This is a genomic window from Streptosporangium sp. NPDC000239 (assembly GCF_040300765.1).
Taxonomy (GTDB): Bacteria; Actinomycetota; Actinomycetes; order Streptosporangiales; family Streptosporangiaceae; genus Streptosporangium.
Map to the genome: position 1 here is coordinate 119,988 of NZ_JBEPEI010000003.1, position 14,017 is coordinate 134,004.

At 70.6% G+C, this 14,017-nt stretch carries 18 protein-coding genes; 13 read left to right on the forward strand and 5 right to left on the reverse strand.

The features are described 5' to 3' along the window. Positions 1-30 precede the first annotated feature (30 nt). Positions 31-1,140 carry a D-alanine--D-alanine ligase family protein gene (locus ABT340_RS09700; protein ID WP_352010278.1) on the forward strand — a complete coding sequence of 370 codons (1,110 nt, stop codon included), beginning with the start codon at positions 31-33 and terminating at the stop codon, positions 1,138-1,140. 1 nt (position 1,141) lies between these two features. Here the strand turns inward: ABT340_RS09700 and ABT340_RS09705 are convergent, their stop codons facing one another. Continuing rightward, positions 1,142-1,588 (reverse strand): DUF3515 domain-containing protein, encoded by a 447-nt coding sequence (locus tag ABT340_RS09705; protein ID WP_352010279.1) that lies wholly within the window; start codon positions 1,586-1,588, stop codon positions 1,142-1,144. 17 nt (positions 1,589-1,605) lie between these two features. Beyond that, positions 1,606-1,839 (reverse strand): Lrp/AsnC ligand binding domain-containing protein, encoded by a 234-nt coding sequence (locus tag ABT340_RS09710; RefSeq protein WP_352010280.1) that lies wholly within the window; start codon positions 1,837-1,839, stop codon positions 1,606-1,608. Between the two features lie 51 nt (positions 1,840-1,890). Between ABT340_RS09710 and ABT340_RS09715 the strand changes: the two genes are divergently transcribed. The 3 genes from ABT340_RS09715 to thiD all read left to right on the forward strand — a co-directional run bounded on the left by ABT340_RS09715 (position 1,891) and on the right by thiD (position 4,851). Further along, positions 1,891-2,847 (forward strand): thiamine-phosphate kinase, encoded by a 957-nt coding sequence (locus tag ABT340_RS09715; protein WP_352010281.1) that lies wholly within the window; start codon positions 1,891-1,893, stop codon positions 2,845-2,847. Positions 2,848-3,050: 203 nt separating this feature from the next. After that, complete coding sequence (locus ABT340_RS09720; protein ID WP_352010282.1) at positions 3,051-4,013, forward strand: hypothetical protein; 963 nt, start codon at positions 3,051-3,053, stop codon at positions 4,011-4,013. Between the two features lie 34 nt (positions 4,014-4,047). Further along, positions 4,048-4,851, forward strand: a complete 804-nt coding sequence (thiD, locus tag ABT340_RS09725) for a bifunctional hydroxymethylpyrimidine kinase/phosphomethylpyrimidine kinase (protein WP_352010283.1) — start codon at positions 4,048-4,050, stop codon at positions 4,849-4,851. Positions 4,852-4,907: 56 nt separating this feature from the next. Here the strand turns inward: thiD and ABT340_RS09730 are convergent, their stop codons facing one another. Both ABT340_RS09730 and rpmB read right to left on the reverse strand, forming a co-directional pair. After that, the gene (locus ABT340_RS09730; RefSeq protein WP_352010284.1) at positions 4,908-5,519 is read right to left on the reverse strand and encodes a hypothetical protein; all 612 of its coding nucleotides are present in this window, start codon (positions 5,517-5,519) and stop codon (positions 4,908-4,910) included. Between the two features lie 116 nt (positions 5,520-5,635). After that, positions 5,636-5,821, reverse strand: coding sequence for a 50S ribosomal protein L28 (gene rpmB / locus ABT340_RS09735; RefSeq protein ID WP_012894387.1), 186 nt, complete (start codon positions 5,819-5,821; stop codon positions 5,636-5,638). Between the two features lie 261 nt (positions 5,822-6,082). Here rpmB and recG point away from each other — a divergent pair, with 261 nt between their 5' ends. The 9 genes from recG (at position 6,083) to ABT340_RS09780 (ending at position 13,040) form a co-directional block, all read left to right on the forward strand. Next, the gene (gene recG, locus ABT340_RS09740) at positions 6,083-8,254 is read left to right on the forward strand and encodes an ATP-dependent DNA helicase RecG (protein ID WP_352010285.1); all 2,172 of its coding nucleotides are present in this window, start codon (positions 6,083-6,085) and stop codon (positions 8,252-8,254) included. Between the two features lie 418 nt (positions 8,255-8,672). Beyond that, positions 8,673-9,242, forward strand: coding sequence for a 16S rRNA (guanine(966)-N(2))-methyltransferase RsmD (gene rsmD / locus ABT340_RS09745; RefSeq protein ID WP_352010286.1), 570 nt, complete (start codon positions 8,673-8,675; stop codon positions 9,240-9,242). A gap of 16 nt (positions 9,243-9,258) precedes the next feature. Then, a complete protein-coding gene (coaD, locus tag ABT340_RS09750; RefSeq protein WP_352010287.1) occupies positions 9,259-9,735 on the forward strand; it encodes a pantetheine-phosphate adenylyltransferase in 477 nt (158 codons plus the stop codon). A gap of 192 nt (positions 9,736-9,927) precedes the next feature. Continuing rightward, on the forward strand, positions 9,928-10,356 hold the full coding sequence (locus ABT340_RS09755; protein WP_352010288.1) for a YceD family protein: 429 nt from the start codon (positions 9,928-9,930) through the stop codon (positions 10,354-10,356). Between the two features lies 1 nt (position 10,357). Further along, entirely contained in the window at positions 10,358-10,537 is a 180-nt protein-coding gene (gene rpmF, locus ABT340_RS09760; protein ID WP_179824792.1) for a 50S ribosomal protein L32, read from the forward strand. Positions 10,538-10,747: 210 nt separating this feature from the next. Next, on the forward strand, positions 10,748-11,482 hold the full coding sequence (gene rnc / locus ABT340_RS09765; RefSeq protein WP_352010289.1) for a ribonuclease III: 735 nt from the start codon (positions 10,748-10,750) through the stop codon (positions 11,480-11,482). Between the two features lie 36 nt (positions 11,483-11,518). Next, positions 11,519-12,385 carry a bifunctional DNA-formamidopyrimidine glycosylase/DNA-(apurinic or apyrimidinic site) lyase gene (gene mutM / locus ABT340_RS09770; protein ID WP_352010290.1) on the forward strand — a complete coding sequence of 289 codons (867 nt, stop codon included), beginning with the start codon at positions 11,519-11,521 and terminating at the stop codon, positions 12,383-12,385. Then, positions 12,382-12,657 carry an acylphosphatase gene (locus ABT340_RS09775; RefSeq protein WP_352010291.1) on the forward strand — a complete coding sequence of 92 codons (276 nt, stop codon included), beginning with the start codon at positions 12,382-12,384 and terminating at the stop codon, positions 12,655-12,657. Before mutM ends, ABT340_RS09775 begins: the two co-directional genes overlap by 4 nt. A gap of 188 nt (positions 12,658-12,845) precedes the next feature. Further along, a complete protein-coding gene (locus ABT340_RS09780; RefSeq protein WP_184719995.1) occupies positions 12,846-13,040 on the forward strand; it encodes a hypothetical protein in 195 nt (64 codons plus the stop codon). Between the two features lie 156 nt (positions 13,041-13,196). Here the strand turns inward: ABT340_RS09780 and ABT340_RS09785 are convergent, their stop codons facing one another. After that, positions 13,197-13,979, reverse strand: a complete 783-nt coding sequence (locus ABT340_RS09785) for an alpha/beta hydrolase (RefSeq protein ID WP_352010292.1) — start codon at positions 13,977-13,979, stop codon at positions 13,197-13,199. Between the last annotated feature and the right edge of the window lie 38 nt (positions 13,980-14,017).

The following is a 14,017-nucleotide window of genomic DNA, read 5'->3' on the forward strand; positions in this document are numbered from 1 at the left end:
GACGGCCCAGAGGGGGTACATTCGGTCATCATGAGCGAGCAGCGCGAAACCCGCCCGCGGGTTGCAATCGTCTTCGGTGGCCGCAACTCCGAGCACGGCGTCTCCCTCCTCGGGGCCGGGAGCGTCCTTGAGGCCATCGACCGGTCCAAGTACGAGGTTCTCCCCGTGGGCATCGCCCAGGACGGGCGGTGGGTGCTCGCCTCCGGCGAGCAGCGCTACGCGATCGAGAACGGCGAGATGCCGGTCGTCGACGCCACGGGAACGGCGCTCGCGCTGCCGACCGGCGGCGACGCGCTGGTCGTCTACGAAGCGGGCAGCATCCCGGTCGAGTTCGGCCAGGTGGACGTCGTCTTCCCGGTGATGCACGGCCCCTTCGCCGAGGACGGCACGATCCAGGGGCTGCTGGAGATGGCCGGGGTCCGCTACGTCGGCTCCGGGGTGCTGGCCAGCGCGGTCGGTATGGACAAGGGCTACATGAAGACGGTGCTGGCCGCCGCGGGCCTGCCGGTCGGGCCGTACGTCGTCGTGCGCGACCGTGACTGGCGCACCGCCCGCGAGCGGGTCCTCAAGGAGGTCGAGGAGCTCGGCTGGCCGGTCTTCGTCAAGCCCGCCCGCGCCGGGTCGAGCCAGGGCATCTCCAAGGCCAACGACCGCGAGGAGCTCGAAAGGGCCGTGGAGTTCGCCCGCGAGCACGACCCCAAGGTGCTGGTCGAGGCCGCCATCGTGGGCCGCGAGATCGAGTGCGCCGTGCTGGAGTCCCCCGGTGACGAGGCGCCCAGGGCCAGCCTGCCCGGTGAGGTGCTGGTCCACGGCGACCACGAGTTCTTCGACTTCGAGGCCAAGTACATCGGCGACGAGATGTCCCTGGCCGTGCCCGCCGACATTCCCGCCGAGGTCGCCGAGGAGCTGCGCGCGATGGCCGTGCGCGCCTTCGAGGCGCTCGGCTGTGAGGGCCTGTCCCGGGTGGACTTCTTCTACACCGAGGACGGCCGGCTGATCCTCAACGAGATCAACACGATGCCCGGCTTCACCTCGGTCTCGGTCGCGCCGCAGCTGTGGGCCGCGACCGGCGTGCCGTACGGGGAGCTCGTCGACCGGCTGATCCAGCTGGCGCTGAACCGCGCGCCGGGGCTCAGGTAGGTCAGCCCGTCTGGGGGAGCGCCGCCTTGATCGGCCCGGAGAGGTCGACCAGGACGTTCCCCGGGACGTGCTCGCGGGAGATCGTCACCTCGACGTAGGCCTGCCTGCCGATCGCGGTGAACAGGGCGGGCCTGGCGGGGTCGTTGAACCACGCGACCCCGTTGATCTCCGGCACCTCGTCGGTGGCGGCCATCGTCGACGGCCGGGTCACCCCGCAGCGCAGCGCGATCCGCGCCTGCCCCCACACCGCGACGTACGGCGAGGCGGGCGACGACTCGACCCGGTCCACACCGTCGAGGGTCTTGGGCAGCCGTCCGCCGAGAGCCTTGCACGCGGCGGCGGCCGCTCCCTCGGGAACGGGCGGGTCCACGCGGACCGCGCCGCCGCATCCCGCCAGGAGCAGAGGGAGGCAGGCGAGCGCGGCCCAGCGGGCGAACCGGAGTGACATGGAGTCTCCCGGTGAGGTCAGATATGGACGATGGGACACGTAAGAGTACGTGTGATGCCCTCCACCGCCTGAATCTGGGCCACCACCATCTTGCCGAGTTCGTCCACGTTGCGGGCCTCGGCGCGGACGATCACGTCGTAGGGTCCGGTCACGTCCTCGGCCTGGGTGACACCGGTGATCGAGGAGATCTGCCCGGCCACGTTCGCGGCCTTGCCGACCTCGGTCTGGATCAGGATGTAGGCCTGCACCATAACGTCCTCCCGGGCGATTGGATCAGTGCCGAAGGGCCACCGTACCCTGTGATGAACGGGAGGTGTGTCATCACAGTCGGAGATCTCGGCGAATTCGGAGTTGTCGCACGTATAGCCGAACGCTTGCCACAAGGTGGGACCGTGCTTCTCGGTCCCGGGGACGACGCCGCGATGGTGAGGTCTCCTGACGGACGGGTCGTCGTGACGACAGACTTACTGATCGAGGGTAGGCATTTCCGTCGCGATTGGTCCAGTGGCTACGACATCGGGCGTAAAGCTGCGGCCCAGAATCTTTCAGACATCGTTGCCATGGGGGCCGACCCCACCGGCATCGTGGTCGGTCTCGGCCTGCCCGCCGACGCCGCCACCGGCTGGCTCGACGACCTCACCGACGGCTTCCGCGACGAGTGCGACCTGGTCGGCGCGAGTGTGGTCGGCGGCGACGTCACCCGCTGCGACCTGGTCGTGCTCGGGGTGACCGCGCTGGGAGACCTCGGCGGGCGTGCCCCGGTCACCCGCTCCGGCGCGCGCCCCGGCGACGTGGTCGCGGTCACCGGACGGCTCGGGCACGCCGCGGCGGGGCTCGCGCTGCTCGCCGCCGGCGAGAAGGGCCCCGCCGAACTGCTCGACGCCCATCGCCGCCCCGCGCCTCCGTACGCCTGCGGTCCCCGGGCGGCCGCGCTCGGCGCCACCTCGATGCTCGACGTCAGCGACGGGCTCCTCCAGGACCTCGGTCACGTCGCCGAGGCGAGCGAGGTGGGGATCGTGCTCCTGCCGGAGGCCTTCGTGATCTCCGAGCCCCTTGAGGAGGCCGCCGGGCGGCTCGGGGTGGACCCGCTCGGGTGGATCCTGTCCGGCGGGGACGATCACGCGCTCGCGGCGACGTTCCCTCAGAGCGTACGGCTGCCGCAGGAGTGGACCGTGGTCGGCCGGGCCGAGGCGGGTAAGGGCGTGCAGGTCAACGGCCGTTCGATGGCCTATGAGGGGTGGGATCACTTCAGGGAGTGAATTTTCCCACTTCCTGTGACATTCGTGAAAATTGCGACAAACGGTTATTGAAATGGTATGAAGTTTGGCGGCCGAGATTCCCTAGAGGAAGGGGCGACATGGGCCGCCATGGTGGACATGGGGAAGACGTCCCCCGCAACCGGGGGAAACGTGAGCCGGAGTCAGCTCCGGAGCCCCCCCAACAGTCCGGGACCAATGACGAGTTGATCGGGCGCCGGCTCCGTCCAGAGGAGTCCGCGATCACCGAACCCGCCAAGGGGTTCCTCGGATCAGGCTGGTCGGCCACGACCGAACTGTCCGAGCCCGTCTGGCCGGGAGAGGAGCGCAAGCCGAGACGGCGCGTCAGGACGATGCTGCTCACCGCGGTCGCGGTCGTCGCCGTCCTCGGCGGAAGCGCCGCGGCCATCCAGCTGACCAGCGGCTCCGTCGACTCGACCACCGCCTGCCCGCCCGGCGGCTGCGCGGCCGCCTCCTCGGAACGGCCCGCCCCCGAGGACTCGCTCACCGATCCCGAGGACCCCACGCCGCCGGGAGAGGAGGCGGAGGAGCCCGCGGAGGAGCCGACCGGGGAAGCGACGGGCAAGCCCGGCGGGACGGAGACGCGGACCCCGGCGCCCGTCGCCACTGCGCACCGCGCGGACCGTACCCCCGAGACCCCCGAGACCCCAGAGGCGAAGGCGCGCCCGACCCCGAAGACCGGGCACACCCCGCGCCGCACCGAGCAGGCGCAGCCGAGCGACGACCCCGAGCCCACACCGGAACCGACCGGGGAGGCGCTCGTCACCGGCGAACGGCCGCACACGCCCGGCGAGTCGCCGGGCGTCCCCGAGACCTCCGCGACCCCGGCGCCCACCCCGACCACCCCCGCGGCCTCCGGGGTCACCGTCGGATTCGGCCTGGTCAAGGAGAAGACCCAGGCCTACACCGCCCAGCTCGTCATCGCCGCGGACGGCAAGCTCGACGGCCTGACGCTGAAGGTGCCGGTCGGTGGCGAGATCACCTCGCTGCACGGTGCCGACTGGAAGCAGGAGGGCGGAATCCTCGTCCTCGACTCGGGGCAGAACCTGGACCCGGGGGAGAACCTGGTCGTCACCTTCAGCGCGGACGGCCAGTCGAGTACCCCCAAGACCTGCCAGAGCCCCCAGGCTGACTGCGTCGTCATCTGATCCGGTACGGCGGGCATGCCCGAGAGCTGGTTGGATGGGGCTCATGACCGATTCCGCCCCTCCCCGCGTGCTGACCGTCGCCGGATCCGACTCCGGCGGCGGCGCGGGCATCCAGGCCGACCTGAAGACGATGCTGGCCCTCGGCGTCCACGGCATGAGCGTCATCGCCGCGGTGACCGCCCAGAACTCGCTGGGCGTCCAGGGCTACTGGGAGCTGCCCGCGGAGGCGGTCCGCGCCCAGCTCGACTCGGTGCTCGGCGACATCGGCGCACAGGCGATCAAGACCGGGATGCTGGCCTCGCCGGTACTGGTCGAGACGGTCGCCGAGGCGCTCGCCGGGGCGGGGGCGCCGGTCGTGGTCGACCCGGTCGGGGTCTCCAAGCACGGGGACACGCTGCTCGCGCCGGAGGCGGTCGAGACCGTCAGGACACGGCTGCTGCCGGTCGCGACCGTCGTGACCCCCAACCTCTGGGAGGTCGCGCAGCTGACCGGCGTCAAGGTCGAGGACGACCGGGACATGCGCAAGGCCGCCGACGCCGTCCTCGCGCTCGGCCCGGCCTGGGCGCTGATCAAGGGCGGTCACCTGCCGGGAGAGCCGGTCGACCTGCTCACCGACGGCACCCGTGAGTTCCGCTTCCACGCCGAACGTCACGACAACCGCCACACCCACGGCACCGGCTGCACCCTGGCCTCGGCCGTCGCCTCCTACCTGGCGCTCGGCGAGGACGTCCCCGCCGCCGTTGAGAAGGCCAAGGCGTACGTCACCGGGGCCATCGCCCACGGTTTCGCCCTCGGCTCCGGCATAGGCCCCGTGGACCACGCCTGGCGCTGGCGTTAGCCCTTCTGGGTCTCAGCCCGTGTGACGTCCGGCCGGAGCCCGATCTCCGGCACCGTTCACAGAAGTCCGATCATGGGGTCGGTGCCCAGGCGGCGCAGGACCTCGGCGGTCCTGGATGCCTGCTCGGCGTCCGGGCCCTCCCTGTGGCCCGACTCGACGGCGTCGGCCAGCGCGACCAGCTCGTGCGGCGGCAGGAAACCGTTCACGGTGCGCAGGTGGAGCCGTACCTTGGGGCCGGTGTAGTCCCGGGCCGTCAGGTGAGGGATGGTGCGCCCGGTCTGGTGCCTGTGCTCGCCGCTTCCCTCGTACTCGGGGGTCGAGCCGAGCCAGACGCGGGCCGTGGCGAGGTCGGCCCGGCGTGTCCTGAACGTGCGCCGGACCTCCAGCACACTCCCGGTGAGGGTCGCCCTGAAACGGAAGGCGGCGACGAGGCCGCCCAGGAAGACCGTCCCGACCAGCGCGAATATCAGCAGGACCAGGTACTCGATCCGGAACGGGGAGTGGTCCGGGGGGTAGTACGGATAGTCCGTCGACGTGTGCTGGTCACGCACCATGAGGATCACGAACAGCGGAAGCGCCACGAAGGGGAGGGCGAGAACCGACATGATGATCTTGGAGCCCGTGCTCGCTCCGGCGCTCAGTTTGAGTGGTGCGGGAGAGGTGCTCACCATCTGACATTAACCAGTCAAGATGGTGATTCAGAGGAGATGTCCAGAAAAGACTCCTGGCAGCACGACGCGGCCCGGCGCCCCACGAGGGGGCGCCGGGCCGCGGGTGCGTCTGGCTAGCGGGTGACCTTGCCGGCCTTGATGCAGGAGGTGCAAACGTTCAGCCGCTTCGGCGTGCCGTTCACCACTGCGCGCACGGGCTGGATGTTCGGGTTCCAGCGGCGGCGGGTGCGGCGGTGCGAGTGGGAGACGTTGTTGCCGAAGGTCGGCTTCTTAGCGCAAACATCGCAGACGGAAGCCACGGTTCGCTCCTTAGATCAGTCGAGAGGCTCGATCCGCCGCGTCGGCGGCGGTCATCGGGCGTGCCGGGACGACCGGCTGGCCAGACGAGAATACCCGACGCCCGGCCTCACATGACAACACGGACCGCCATGACTGGCCGAACGGGGATAGTCCCAAGGGTCAACGGTAGCGCATTCCCGGGGGCCGCCGGACGGCCGTGCCGGGCCCGCCCGCGTGGTGTCGAGGCGATTCTGTCGCACGGACACGGTAGAAACTCTGGGGTGACGAGCTTCGACGAGCCGCTGACCAAGGCGCTTGACCCCAAGACCGCCAAGCTGCTGGAGAGCGTCCTCGATCTGCGCACCGTGGGCGACCTGCTGCGGCACTACCCCCGCCGCTACGCCGAGCGCGGTGAGCTGACCGACTTCGAGGACCTTCAGGCCGACGAGCACGCCACGGTCGTCGGCGAGGTCACCAGGGCCATGCGCAGGCCGATGCGCAACAAGGGCGGCACCTGGCTGGAGGTCGAGATCGTCGACGGCCGCCGGGGCAAGATCTACCTGTCCTTCTTCGGCAGGGCCTCCCACATCGCGGAGACCCGGCTGCGGCCCGGCGTCAGGGGCATGTTCGCGGGCAAGGTCGGCGCGTTCGGCCAGGGCGACAAACGCAGGTGGCAGCTCTCCCACCCCGAGTTCGAGATGTTCGACGAGAGCCAGGAGGGCGCCGAGAGGTTCGCCGCCGCGCTGGTGCCGATCTATCCGGCGGGCAAGGACGTGACCCCCTGGGCGATCCGCAGGGCGCTCGGCGTCCTGCTCGACACCCTGGAGCCCCTTGAGGACCCGCTCCCCGCCGACCTCCGGAGCAGACGTGAGCTTCCCGGGCTGGCCGAGGCGCTCACGGCCGTCCACCGGCCCCGCGACCACGCCGACGTCTCCAGGGCGCGCAAGCGGCTGAAGTACGACGAGGCCTTCCTGCTCCAGGCGGTGCTGCTGCAGCGCCGCGCGGCCGCGGCCTCCTGGCCCGCCGCCCCCAGGCCCGCCCGCGCGGACGGGCTGCTGGCCGACTTCGACGCGCGCCTGCCGTTCCAGCTCACCGAGGGGCAGCGGAGCGTGGGCGAGGAGATCGCCGCCGACCTGGCCCTGGCCCACCCCATGCACAGGCTCCTGCAGGGCGAGGTCGGCGCGGGCAAGACCGTCGTCGCGCTGCGCGCCATGCTCCAGGTGGTCGACGCAGGAGGCCAGGCCGTACTGCTCGCCCCGACGGAGGTGCTCGCCCAGCAGCACCACAGGTCGATCACGGCCATGCTCGGCGACCTGGCGACGGGCGGCATGTTCGGCGGTACGGCGGTCGCCCTGCTGACCGGTTCGCTCGGCGCGGCGGCCCGCCGTACGGCCATGCTCGACGCCGCCTCGGGCGCGGCCGGGATCGTCGTCGGCACCCACGCGGTCCTGCAGGAGCGCGTGCAGTTCGCCGACCTGGGGCTGGTCGTGGTCGACGAGCAGCACCGCTTCGGCGTCGAGCAGCGCGACGCGCTCAGGGAGAAGGCCGGGGGAGGCCGTCCGCACGTGCTGGTCATGACCGCGACCCCGATCCCGCGCACGGTCGCCATGACCGTCTTCGGCGACCTGACGGTCTCCACGCTCTCCCAGCTCCCCTCGGGGCGCGCACCGATCACCACGCACGTGGTCCCCGCCGCGGAGAAACCGCACTTCCTCGACCGGGCCTGGAGCAGGCTGCGCGAGGAGGTCGAGCTGGGACGGCAGGCCTACATCGTCTGCCCGCGCATCGGCGACCTAGAGGGCGACGAGGGCGACCTGTCCAAGGACGACGACGAGCGCCGCCCCCCGCTCGCGGTGCTCGACGTGGCCGAGACGCTCTCCCAGGGCCCGCTGCACGGCCTGCGTACGGCGGTGCTGCACGGCAAGCTGCCCCCGGAGGAGAAGGACGCCGTGATGCGGGCCTTCAGCCGCGGCGAGACGGACGTCCTGGTGGCCACCACGGTCATCGAGGTCGGCGTCGACGTGCCCAACTCCTCCGTCATGGTCATCATGGACGCCGACCGGTTCGGCGTCTCCCAGCTCCACCAGCTGCGCGGCCGGGTCGGCCGGGGCGGGCTGCCCGGGTTGTGCCTGCTGGTGACCGACGCCCCCGGCGGCACCCCGGCCAGGCAGCGGCTCGACGCGGTGGCCGCGACCCTCGACGGCTTCGAGCTGTCCCGGGTCGACCTCGAACAGCGCCGCGAGGGTGACGTGCTGGGCGTCGCGCAGTCGGGCCGCAGGTCGTCGCTGAAGCTGCTGCAGCTCCTGCGGGACGAGGAGGTCATCCACTCGGCCCGCCTCGACGCCGAGGGCGTGCTGGAGAGCGATCCGGAGCTGTCGGGGCACCCGATGCTGCGCATGGAGATCGACAGGCTGCTGGCCGACGAGCGCGCCGAATACCTGGAGAAGACCTGAGCCCGTCGGGAGACGGTCCTTGGGCGTCCGGGGCCCTCGGCGTCCGCCGACGGGAGAGGGAAGGCCTGGGGCGGCACGGAGGGGCCGGGGCGGGAAAGGTCAGGAGACGCCCGAAGGCGGGGACGGCCTCCCCCCGAATGCCGTCCCCGCCTGGGCCCGCCCTCGGGTCAGGTGCCGAGAGCACCGGCGTGCGGAAGGGCTCACGATCACGCCGGTCGGCCTTCTCCTGGGTCGCCGAAGGCCGCAGGACTCATCATGCAAGCAGTCGTGACCCGGGGGAACGACCCTTGCGCTTTCGTCGCCACTCCTTGCCCACTCTTGACCTAGATCACCTACCCGAACCCTTTTGACCTGCGGTTATGTGATGCGTCGCGACACGCCGGGCCGTGGTCCGCGCCGCCGCTGGGACAATGGGCCGGTGAGTCGAGTCATCGCGGGAAGCGCAGGAGGACGACGGCTGGCCGTGCCGCCGGGGCGGGGGACCCGCCCCACGAGCGACCGGGCCAGAGAGGGGATCTTCGCAACCGTCGGGTCGTTGTTCGGCCCCCTGGACGGCGCCCGGGTGCTCGACCTCTACTCGGGGTCGGGGGCCCTCGGGCTTGAGGCGCTGTCCCGGGGCGCGGAGCACGCCCTGCTCGTCGAGTCGGACGCCAAGGCGATCAGGACGATCAGGGCCAACATCGCCTCCCTCGGGCTGCCCGGTGCGGAACTGGCCGCCGACCGCGTCGAGCGGGTGCTCGAACGGGGAACGGCGCAGCCGTACGACCTGGTGTTCGCCGACCCGCCGTACACACTGGGCGCCGAGGCGGTCGACGCCGTGCTCAGGGGGCTGAGGGACGGCGGCTGGCTGGAACGGGACGCCCTGGTGGTCGTGGAACGCGAGAGCCGGGGCACAGACCTGGTGTGGCCCGAGGGGTACGAGGAGGACAGGGTCCGTCGTTACGGGGAAGCGGCCGTTTGGTACGGTCGCGCCGCCGGGAATCCATAGGGCAGGGGGTTTCGCCTTGCGTCGCGTTGTCTGTCCGGGATCGTTCGATCCCGTTACCAACGGCCATCTGGACATCATCGGCCGGGCCTGCCGGCAGTACGACGAGGTCGTGGTCGCCGTCCTGATCAACATCGAGAAGAAGAGCCTGTTCACGGTCGAGGAGCGCATCGAGATGCTCCAGAACGTGACCAAGGAGTACGGCAACGTGCGCGTGGACAAGTTCCACGGTCTGCTGGTGGACTACTGCAGGCAGCAGCAGATCCCGGCCATCGTCAAGGGCCTGCGGGCGATCAGCGACTTCGACTACGAGTTGCAGATGGCCCAGCTCAACTACCGGATGTCCGGGGTCGAGACACTGTTCATGGCCACCGGTCCCGAGGTGTCGTTCCTGTCGTCGAGTCGCATCAAGGAGATCGTCCGTTACGGCGGGAGCGTGGCCGGTCTGGTACCCGATCTCGTCCAGGAACTCCTGGTCGAACGGCTCAGGGGCTGACCCCTGGTATCCTCTTGTTTCTGCCTTGCACGACGGCGTTGATTCGCCATGCCTGATGAGAGTGGAATGACTCCGCACAGCCTTGACCCCCGCGCCCCGTGGGTGATCTCCACCCATGACCTGGGGCGGAGACCGGGGGCGATGCTTCGGATGAGTCTCACCCTCCCGGCGCCGGCGAACATCGGTGTTGACATGATCGGTGTCCCCAGGGACACCGACGTCGAGCTGGACATCCGGCTTGAAGCGGTCATGGAAGGTGTGCTCGTCACGGGCACGGCGCGGGCCCCGCTGCGGGGGGAGTGCGCACGCTGCCTGGAGGAGATCGTCTCGGATACCGAGGTGAGCTTCCAGGAGCTGTTCTTCTACTCGGCGGAGGATGCCGCCGAGGACGACTCGCTTCTCGACGGAGAACTGCTCGACCTCGAACCTGCGTTCCGTGACGCGGTGGTGCTCACACTGCCGTTGAGCCCGGTGTGCAGCGAAGACTGCTCCGGGCTCTGCTCGGAGTGCGGGATCAGGCTGGCCGACGCCGAGCCTGATCACGGACACGAGGTCGTCGACGCCCGCTGGGCCAAGCTGCAGGGTCTGGTTCCAGAACATAACAACGATCAGGAGAGCTGACGTGGCTGTCCCCAAGCGCAAGATGTCGCGGAGCAACACTCGCTCCCGCAGGTCGCAGTGGAAGGCCGCCGCGGTCTCGCTCGTGAGCTGCCCCCAGTGCCGCTCGCCGAAGCGTCCGCACGTGGCGTGCCCCTCCTGCGGCACCTACAACCGCCGTCAGGTGATCGAGCCCTCCGCCTGATCGCAGTCTGACCGACGGACACCGGCCGGGTCTCTCCGGCCGGTGCCACCGTTCGCGATCCACATGCGATGGCGGTCGGCCCGCGGCTGTGGTGGACGCCGGGTTACGCGGTGACGCGTACCCTCCCGGCGCCCACCACATCTTCGGGCATCTCTCATTCCCTTCCTCGCCATCGCGCATTTCACCGCAAGCGTGCGAGGAGAAGAAACCATGGGGATGAGCAGTGTCAAGCCGGTAGCCGTCGAGGTCGTCAGTGACGAGCTCGACAAGGTCCTCTCCGTGCGACTGGACGCGGCGATCCTGGAGCGGGCGCTGACGCACCGCTCCTACGCCTACGAGAACGGCGGCCTGCCGACCAACGAGCGCCTTGAGTTCCTCGGCGACTCCGTGCTCGGCCTGGTCGTCACCGACACCCTGTACCGCAACCACCCCGACCTGCCCGAGGGGCAGCTCGCCAAGCTCAGGGCCGCGGTGGTCAACATGCGCGCCCTCGCGGGCGTCGCCCGCACCCTCGGCCTCGGGCGCTTCCTGCGCCTCGGCAGGGGCGAGGAGGGCACCGGGGGGCGTGACAAGTCCTCGATCCTCGCCGACACCCTTGAGGCGCTGATCGGCTCGGTCTACGTGGACAAGGGCCTCGACGAGGCCTTCCGCGTCGTCCACCTGCTGTTCGACCCGCTCATCACCCGCTCCGCCTCGCTGGGCGCCGGTCTCGACTGGAAGACCTCGTTGCAGGAGCTGACCGCCTCCGAGTCGCTCGGCGTGCCCGAGTACCACGTGGAGGAGAGCGGCCCCGACCACGCCAAGTCCTTCACCGCGATCGTCAGGGTCGGCGGCGAGGAGTACGGCTCCGGCTCGGGCCGTTCGAAGAAGGAGGCCGAGCAGCAGGCGGCCGAGACCGCATGGACCCGCATCCGTGAGGACCGCGACAAGCGCGAGGCCGGCTGACCCGCGAGCCGTACGGCACGAACCGAAGGAGGGGGCATGCCCGAACTGCCCGAGGTCGAGGTCGTACGGCGCGGCCTGGAACGCTGGGTCCGCGGACGCGTCGTCGCGCGGGCCGAGGTGCTGCACCCGAGAGCGATCAGGAGGCACGTCCCCGGCGCCGAGGAGTTCGCCGCCCAGCTCAAGGGGCGCACGATCGGCACCGCCGAACGCAGGGGCAAGTACCTCTGGCTGCCCCTCGACGGGACGGACGCGATCCTGGCCCATCTCGGCATGAGCGGCCAGCTGCTGGTCGTCGAGCCGGACACGGCCCTGGAGAAACACCTGCGGATCCGGATCACCTTCGCCGACGGCGGCCCCGACCTGCGCTTCGTCGACCAGCGGACCTTCGGGCACGTGCTGGTGACACCGCTGGCCGAGGCCGGCGGCAGGCAGGTGCCCGAGCCGATCACCCACATCGCGGCCGACCCGTTCGAGGAGCACTTCGACGAGGCGCTCTTCGCCCGCCGTCTGCGAGCCCGGCGGACCGAGATCAAGCGGGCGCTCCTGGACCAGTCGCTGATCAGCGGGGTCGGCAACATCTACGCCGACGAGGCGCTCTGGCGGGCCCGCCTGCACGGCACCAGGCCGGCCGGGGCGCTGACCGGGCCGAAGATCTCCCAGCTGGTCGGCGCGGCCCGCGAGGTGATGACCGAGGCCCTGGCGCAGGGCGGCACGTCCTTCGACAGCCTCTACGTCAACGTCAACGGTGAGAGCGGCTACTTCGAGCGCTCACTGGCCGTGTACGGCAGGCGGGACGAACCCTGCCCGCGCTGCGGCGCGCCGATCGTCAGGGAGTCGTTCATGAACCGTTCCTCCTACAGCTGCCCCCGCTGCCAGCCCCGCCCGAGAGGGACGGCGGCATGACGGCCGTACGGCTGACCGCCTGGGTCAGAGGGCGTGTCCAGGGGGTCGGTTTCCGCTGGTGGACGCGGGCCAGAGCGCTGGAGCTCGGACTTTCCGGATGGGCGAGGAACACCGAGGACGGCCGGGTCGAGGTCGTCGCCGAGGGCGGTCGTGAGGCGTGCGAGAACCTGCTCTCCCAGCTCAGGGCGGGTGCGACCCCGGGAAAGGTTGACGCGGTCGTGGAACGCTGGAGCGAGGCCAAAGGAAATCTTGGCGGTTTCGTTGAGCGCTGATGCTTCCTTAAACCGCCCAAAATAAGGTATATTTTACTGTCGAGAGTGCCCACTGGTGCATCCACACGGAGCGTTCAACTTGACCGCCCCTTCCGCCGGTGCGACTCTTGATAAGAACCACGCGCACCCCTCCCGCGGCAAGAAGTGCGCGAACCAGTCTGGTCACTCAGCGTGGAGGACCCTTTACCATGGCGAAGGCTCTACTCGGCCACGTCGGCGGTCCTGACCCTCGTATGGTCTCGGAGATGCGCCGTCTTCAGCAGCGTATCCGTGATCTGGAGGCAGAGCTCACCCGGCTCCAGGCCCAGAACGACGAACTCGCGGCCGGCACCCGCGACGAGGCGTTCACCCGCCTGCAGGATCGTGAGCCGGTTCTCACTTAGAGACCGGGACGAAACACCACTGTCCAGGGGCGCCTCGCCGGGGCGTCCCTTGCCATGCCGACCCCTGTCACGTGCGGGGCCACGCATGGCGAACGACCCATGTACGGCGGGCGGACCACACGGTACGCCCGGCGCACCGCCGTACGACGAGATCGCTCACAGATGACGTGAGAAGAAGGCGAACTGCTCGGGGAGCACACGGACCCGGTACGCCGTGTCCTGGCACCCCGAGGAGATCCCTCCCTCCGTCGTCGCGCCGAGCGCCTTCAACCCCTTCAGCATCGTCTCCGTCTGCGGAGCCCTGTCGTCGCGCTCGCCGCAGCCCAGCCAGACCGGGATGTCCACCAGGTCACGCAGCGGAGCCCGTGCCGCCGTGACGGCGGGTGAGGCCGCGGCCACCGCGGCGACCCGGCCGGAACCCAGCTGCGCGGCCAGCCTGAGGGCCTCCGCCCCGCCCGCCGCCCAGCCGAGCAGCCCGATCCTTCCGGTGTCGAACCCCTGGGTCTCCAGATGCGGGAGCACGGTCCCCACGACGTCGGCCGAGGGCCAGTCGTCGATCGCGGCGACCGCGAACCGCCCTCCGCTCGCCGCCAGGTAACGGTCCGCGGAACAGAGGTCGAGCGACGCGCGGGCGTTCTCCGTGCCCTCGGGAAACATGATCACGACGGCGGTCCGGTCGCGTGGCCCCGGCGGCAGTGAGACGATCACCGTACGGCCCTCGACCTCGCTCAGCCGCCGGGCCCCGGGACGGGCGACGGGAGGGTCGGGGACGCCTCCGCAGACGACGCGGGCGTAGGCGTTCCGGAAACCGTCCGGACCGATCGCGAGCGCGGTACCGCCCAGGCCGAGCGCGGCCAGCCCGCCGCCGACCAGGAAAGCCCGCCGTCTGAGACGGCCGTCCCCGCCGTGCGGGGAGCCCTCGCCGCGTTCCGCATCCATGCAGGGCACCCTAGGCGCTGGACAGGCGGGCGCGGGCG

What these genes read in the sequence shown, in the direction of transcription:
- ABT340_RS09710 (WP_352010280.1), bottom strand. Translation starts at nt 1,839, where the DNA reads ATGGTGCAGGCCTACATCCTGATCCAGACCGAGGTCGGCAAGGCCGCG.
- rnc (WP_352010289.1), top strand. Translation starts at nt 10,748, where the DNA reads ATGGGGATGAGCAGTGTCAAGCCGGTAGCCGTCGAGGTCGTCAGTGAC.
- ABT340_RS09755 (WP_352010288.1), top strand. Translation starts at nt 9,928, where the DNA reads ATGATCGGTGTCCCCAGGGACACCGACGTCGAGCTGGACATCCGGCTT.
- ABT340_RS09705 (WP_352010279.1), bottom strand. Translation starts at nt 1,588, where the DNA reads ATGTCACTCCGGTTCGCCCGCTGGGCCGCGCTCGCCTGCCTCCCTCTG.
- ABT340_RS09700 (WP_352010278.1), top strand. Translation starts at nt 31, where the DNA reads ATGAGCGAGCAGCGCGAAACCCGCCCGCGGGTTGCAATCGTCTTCGGT.
- thiD (WP_352010283.1), top strand. Translation starts at nt 4,048, where the DNA reads ATGGGGCTCATGACCGATTCCGCCCCTCCCCGCGTGCTGACCGTCGCC.
- ABT340_RS09715 (WP_352010281.1), top strand. Translation starts at nt 1,891, where the DNA reads ATGAACGGGAGGTGTGTCATCACAGTCGGAGATCTCGGCGAATTCGGA.
- mutM (WP_352010290.1), top strand. Translation starts at nt 11,519, where the DNA reads ATGCCCGAACTGCCCGAGGTCGAGGTCGTACGGCGCGGCCTGGAACGC.
- ABT340_RS09785 (WP_352010292.1), bottom strand. Translation starts at nt 13,979, where the DNA reads ATGGATGCGGAACGCGGCGAGGGCTCCCCGCACGGCGGGGACGGCCGT.
- ABT340_RS09775 (WP_352010291.1), top strand. Translation starts at nt 12,382, where the DNA reads ATGACGGCCGTACGGCTGACCGCCTGGGTCAGAGGGCGTGTCCAGGGG.
- ABT340_RS09780 (WP_184719995.1), top strand. Translation starts at nt 12,846, where the DNA reads ATGGCGAAGGCTCTACTCGGCCACGTCGGCGGTCCTGACCCTCGTATG.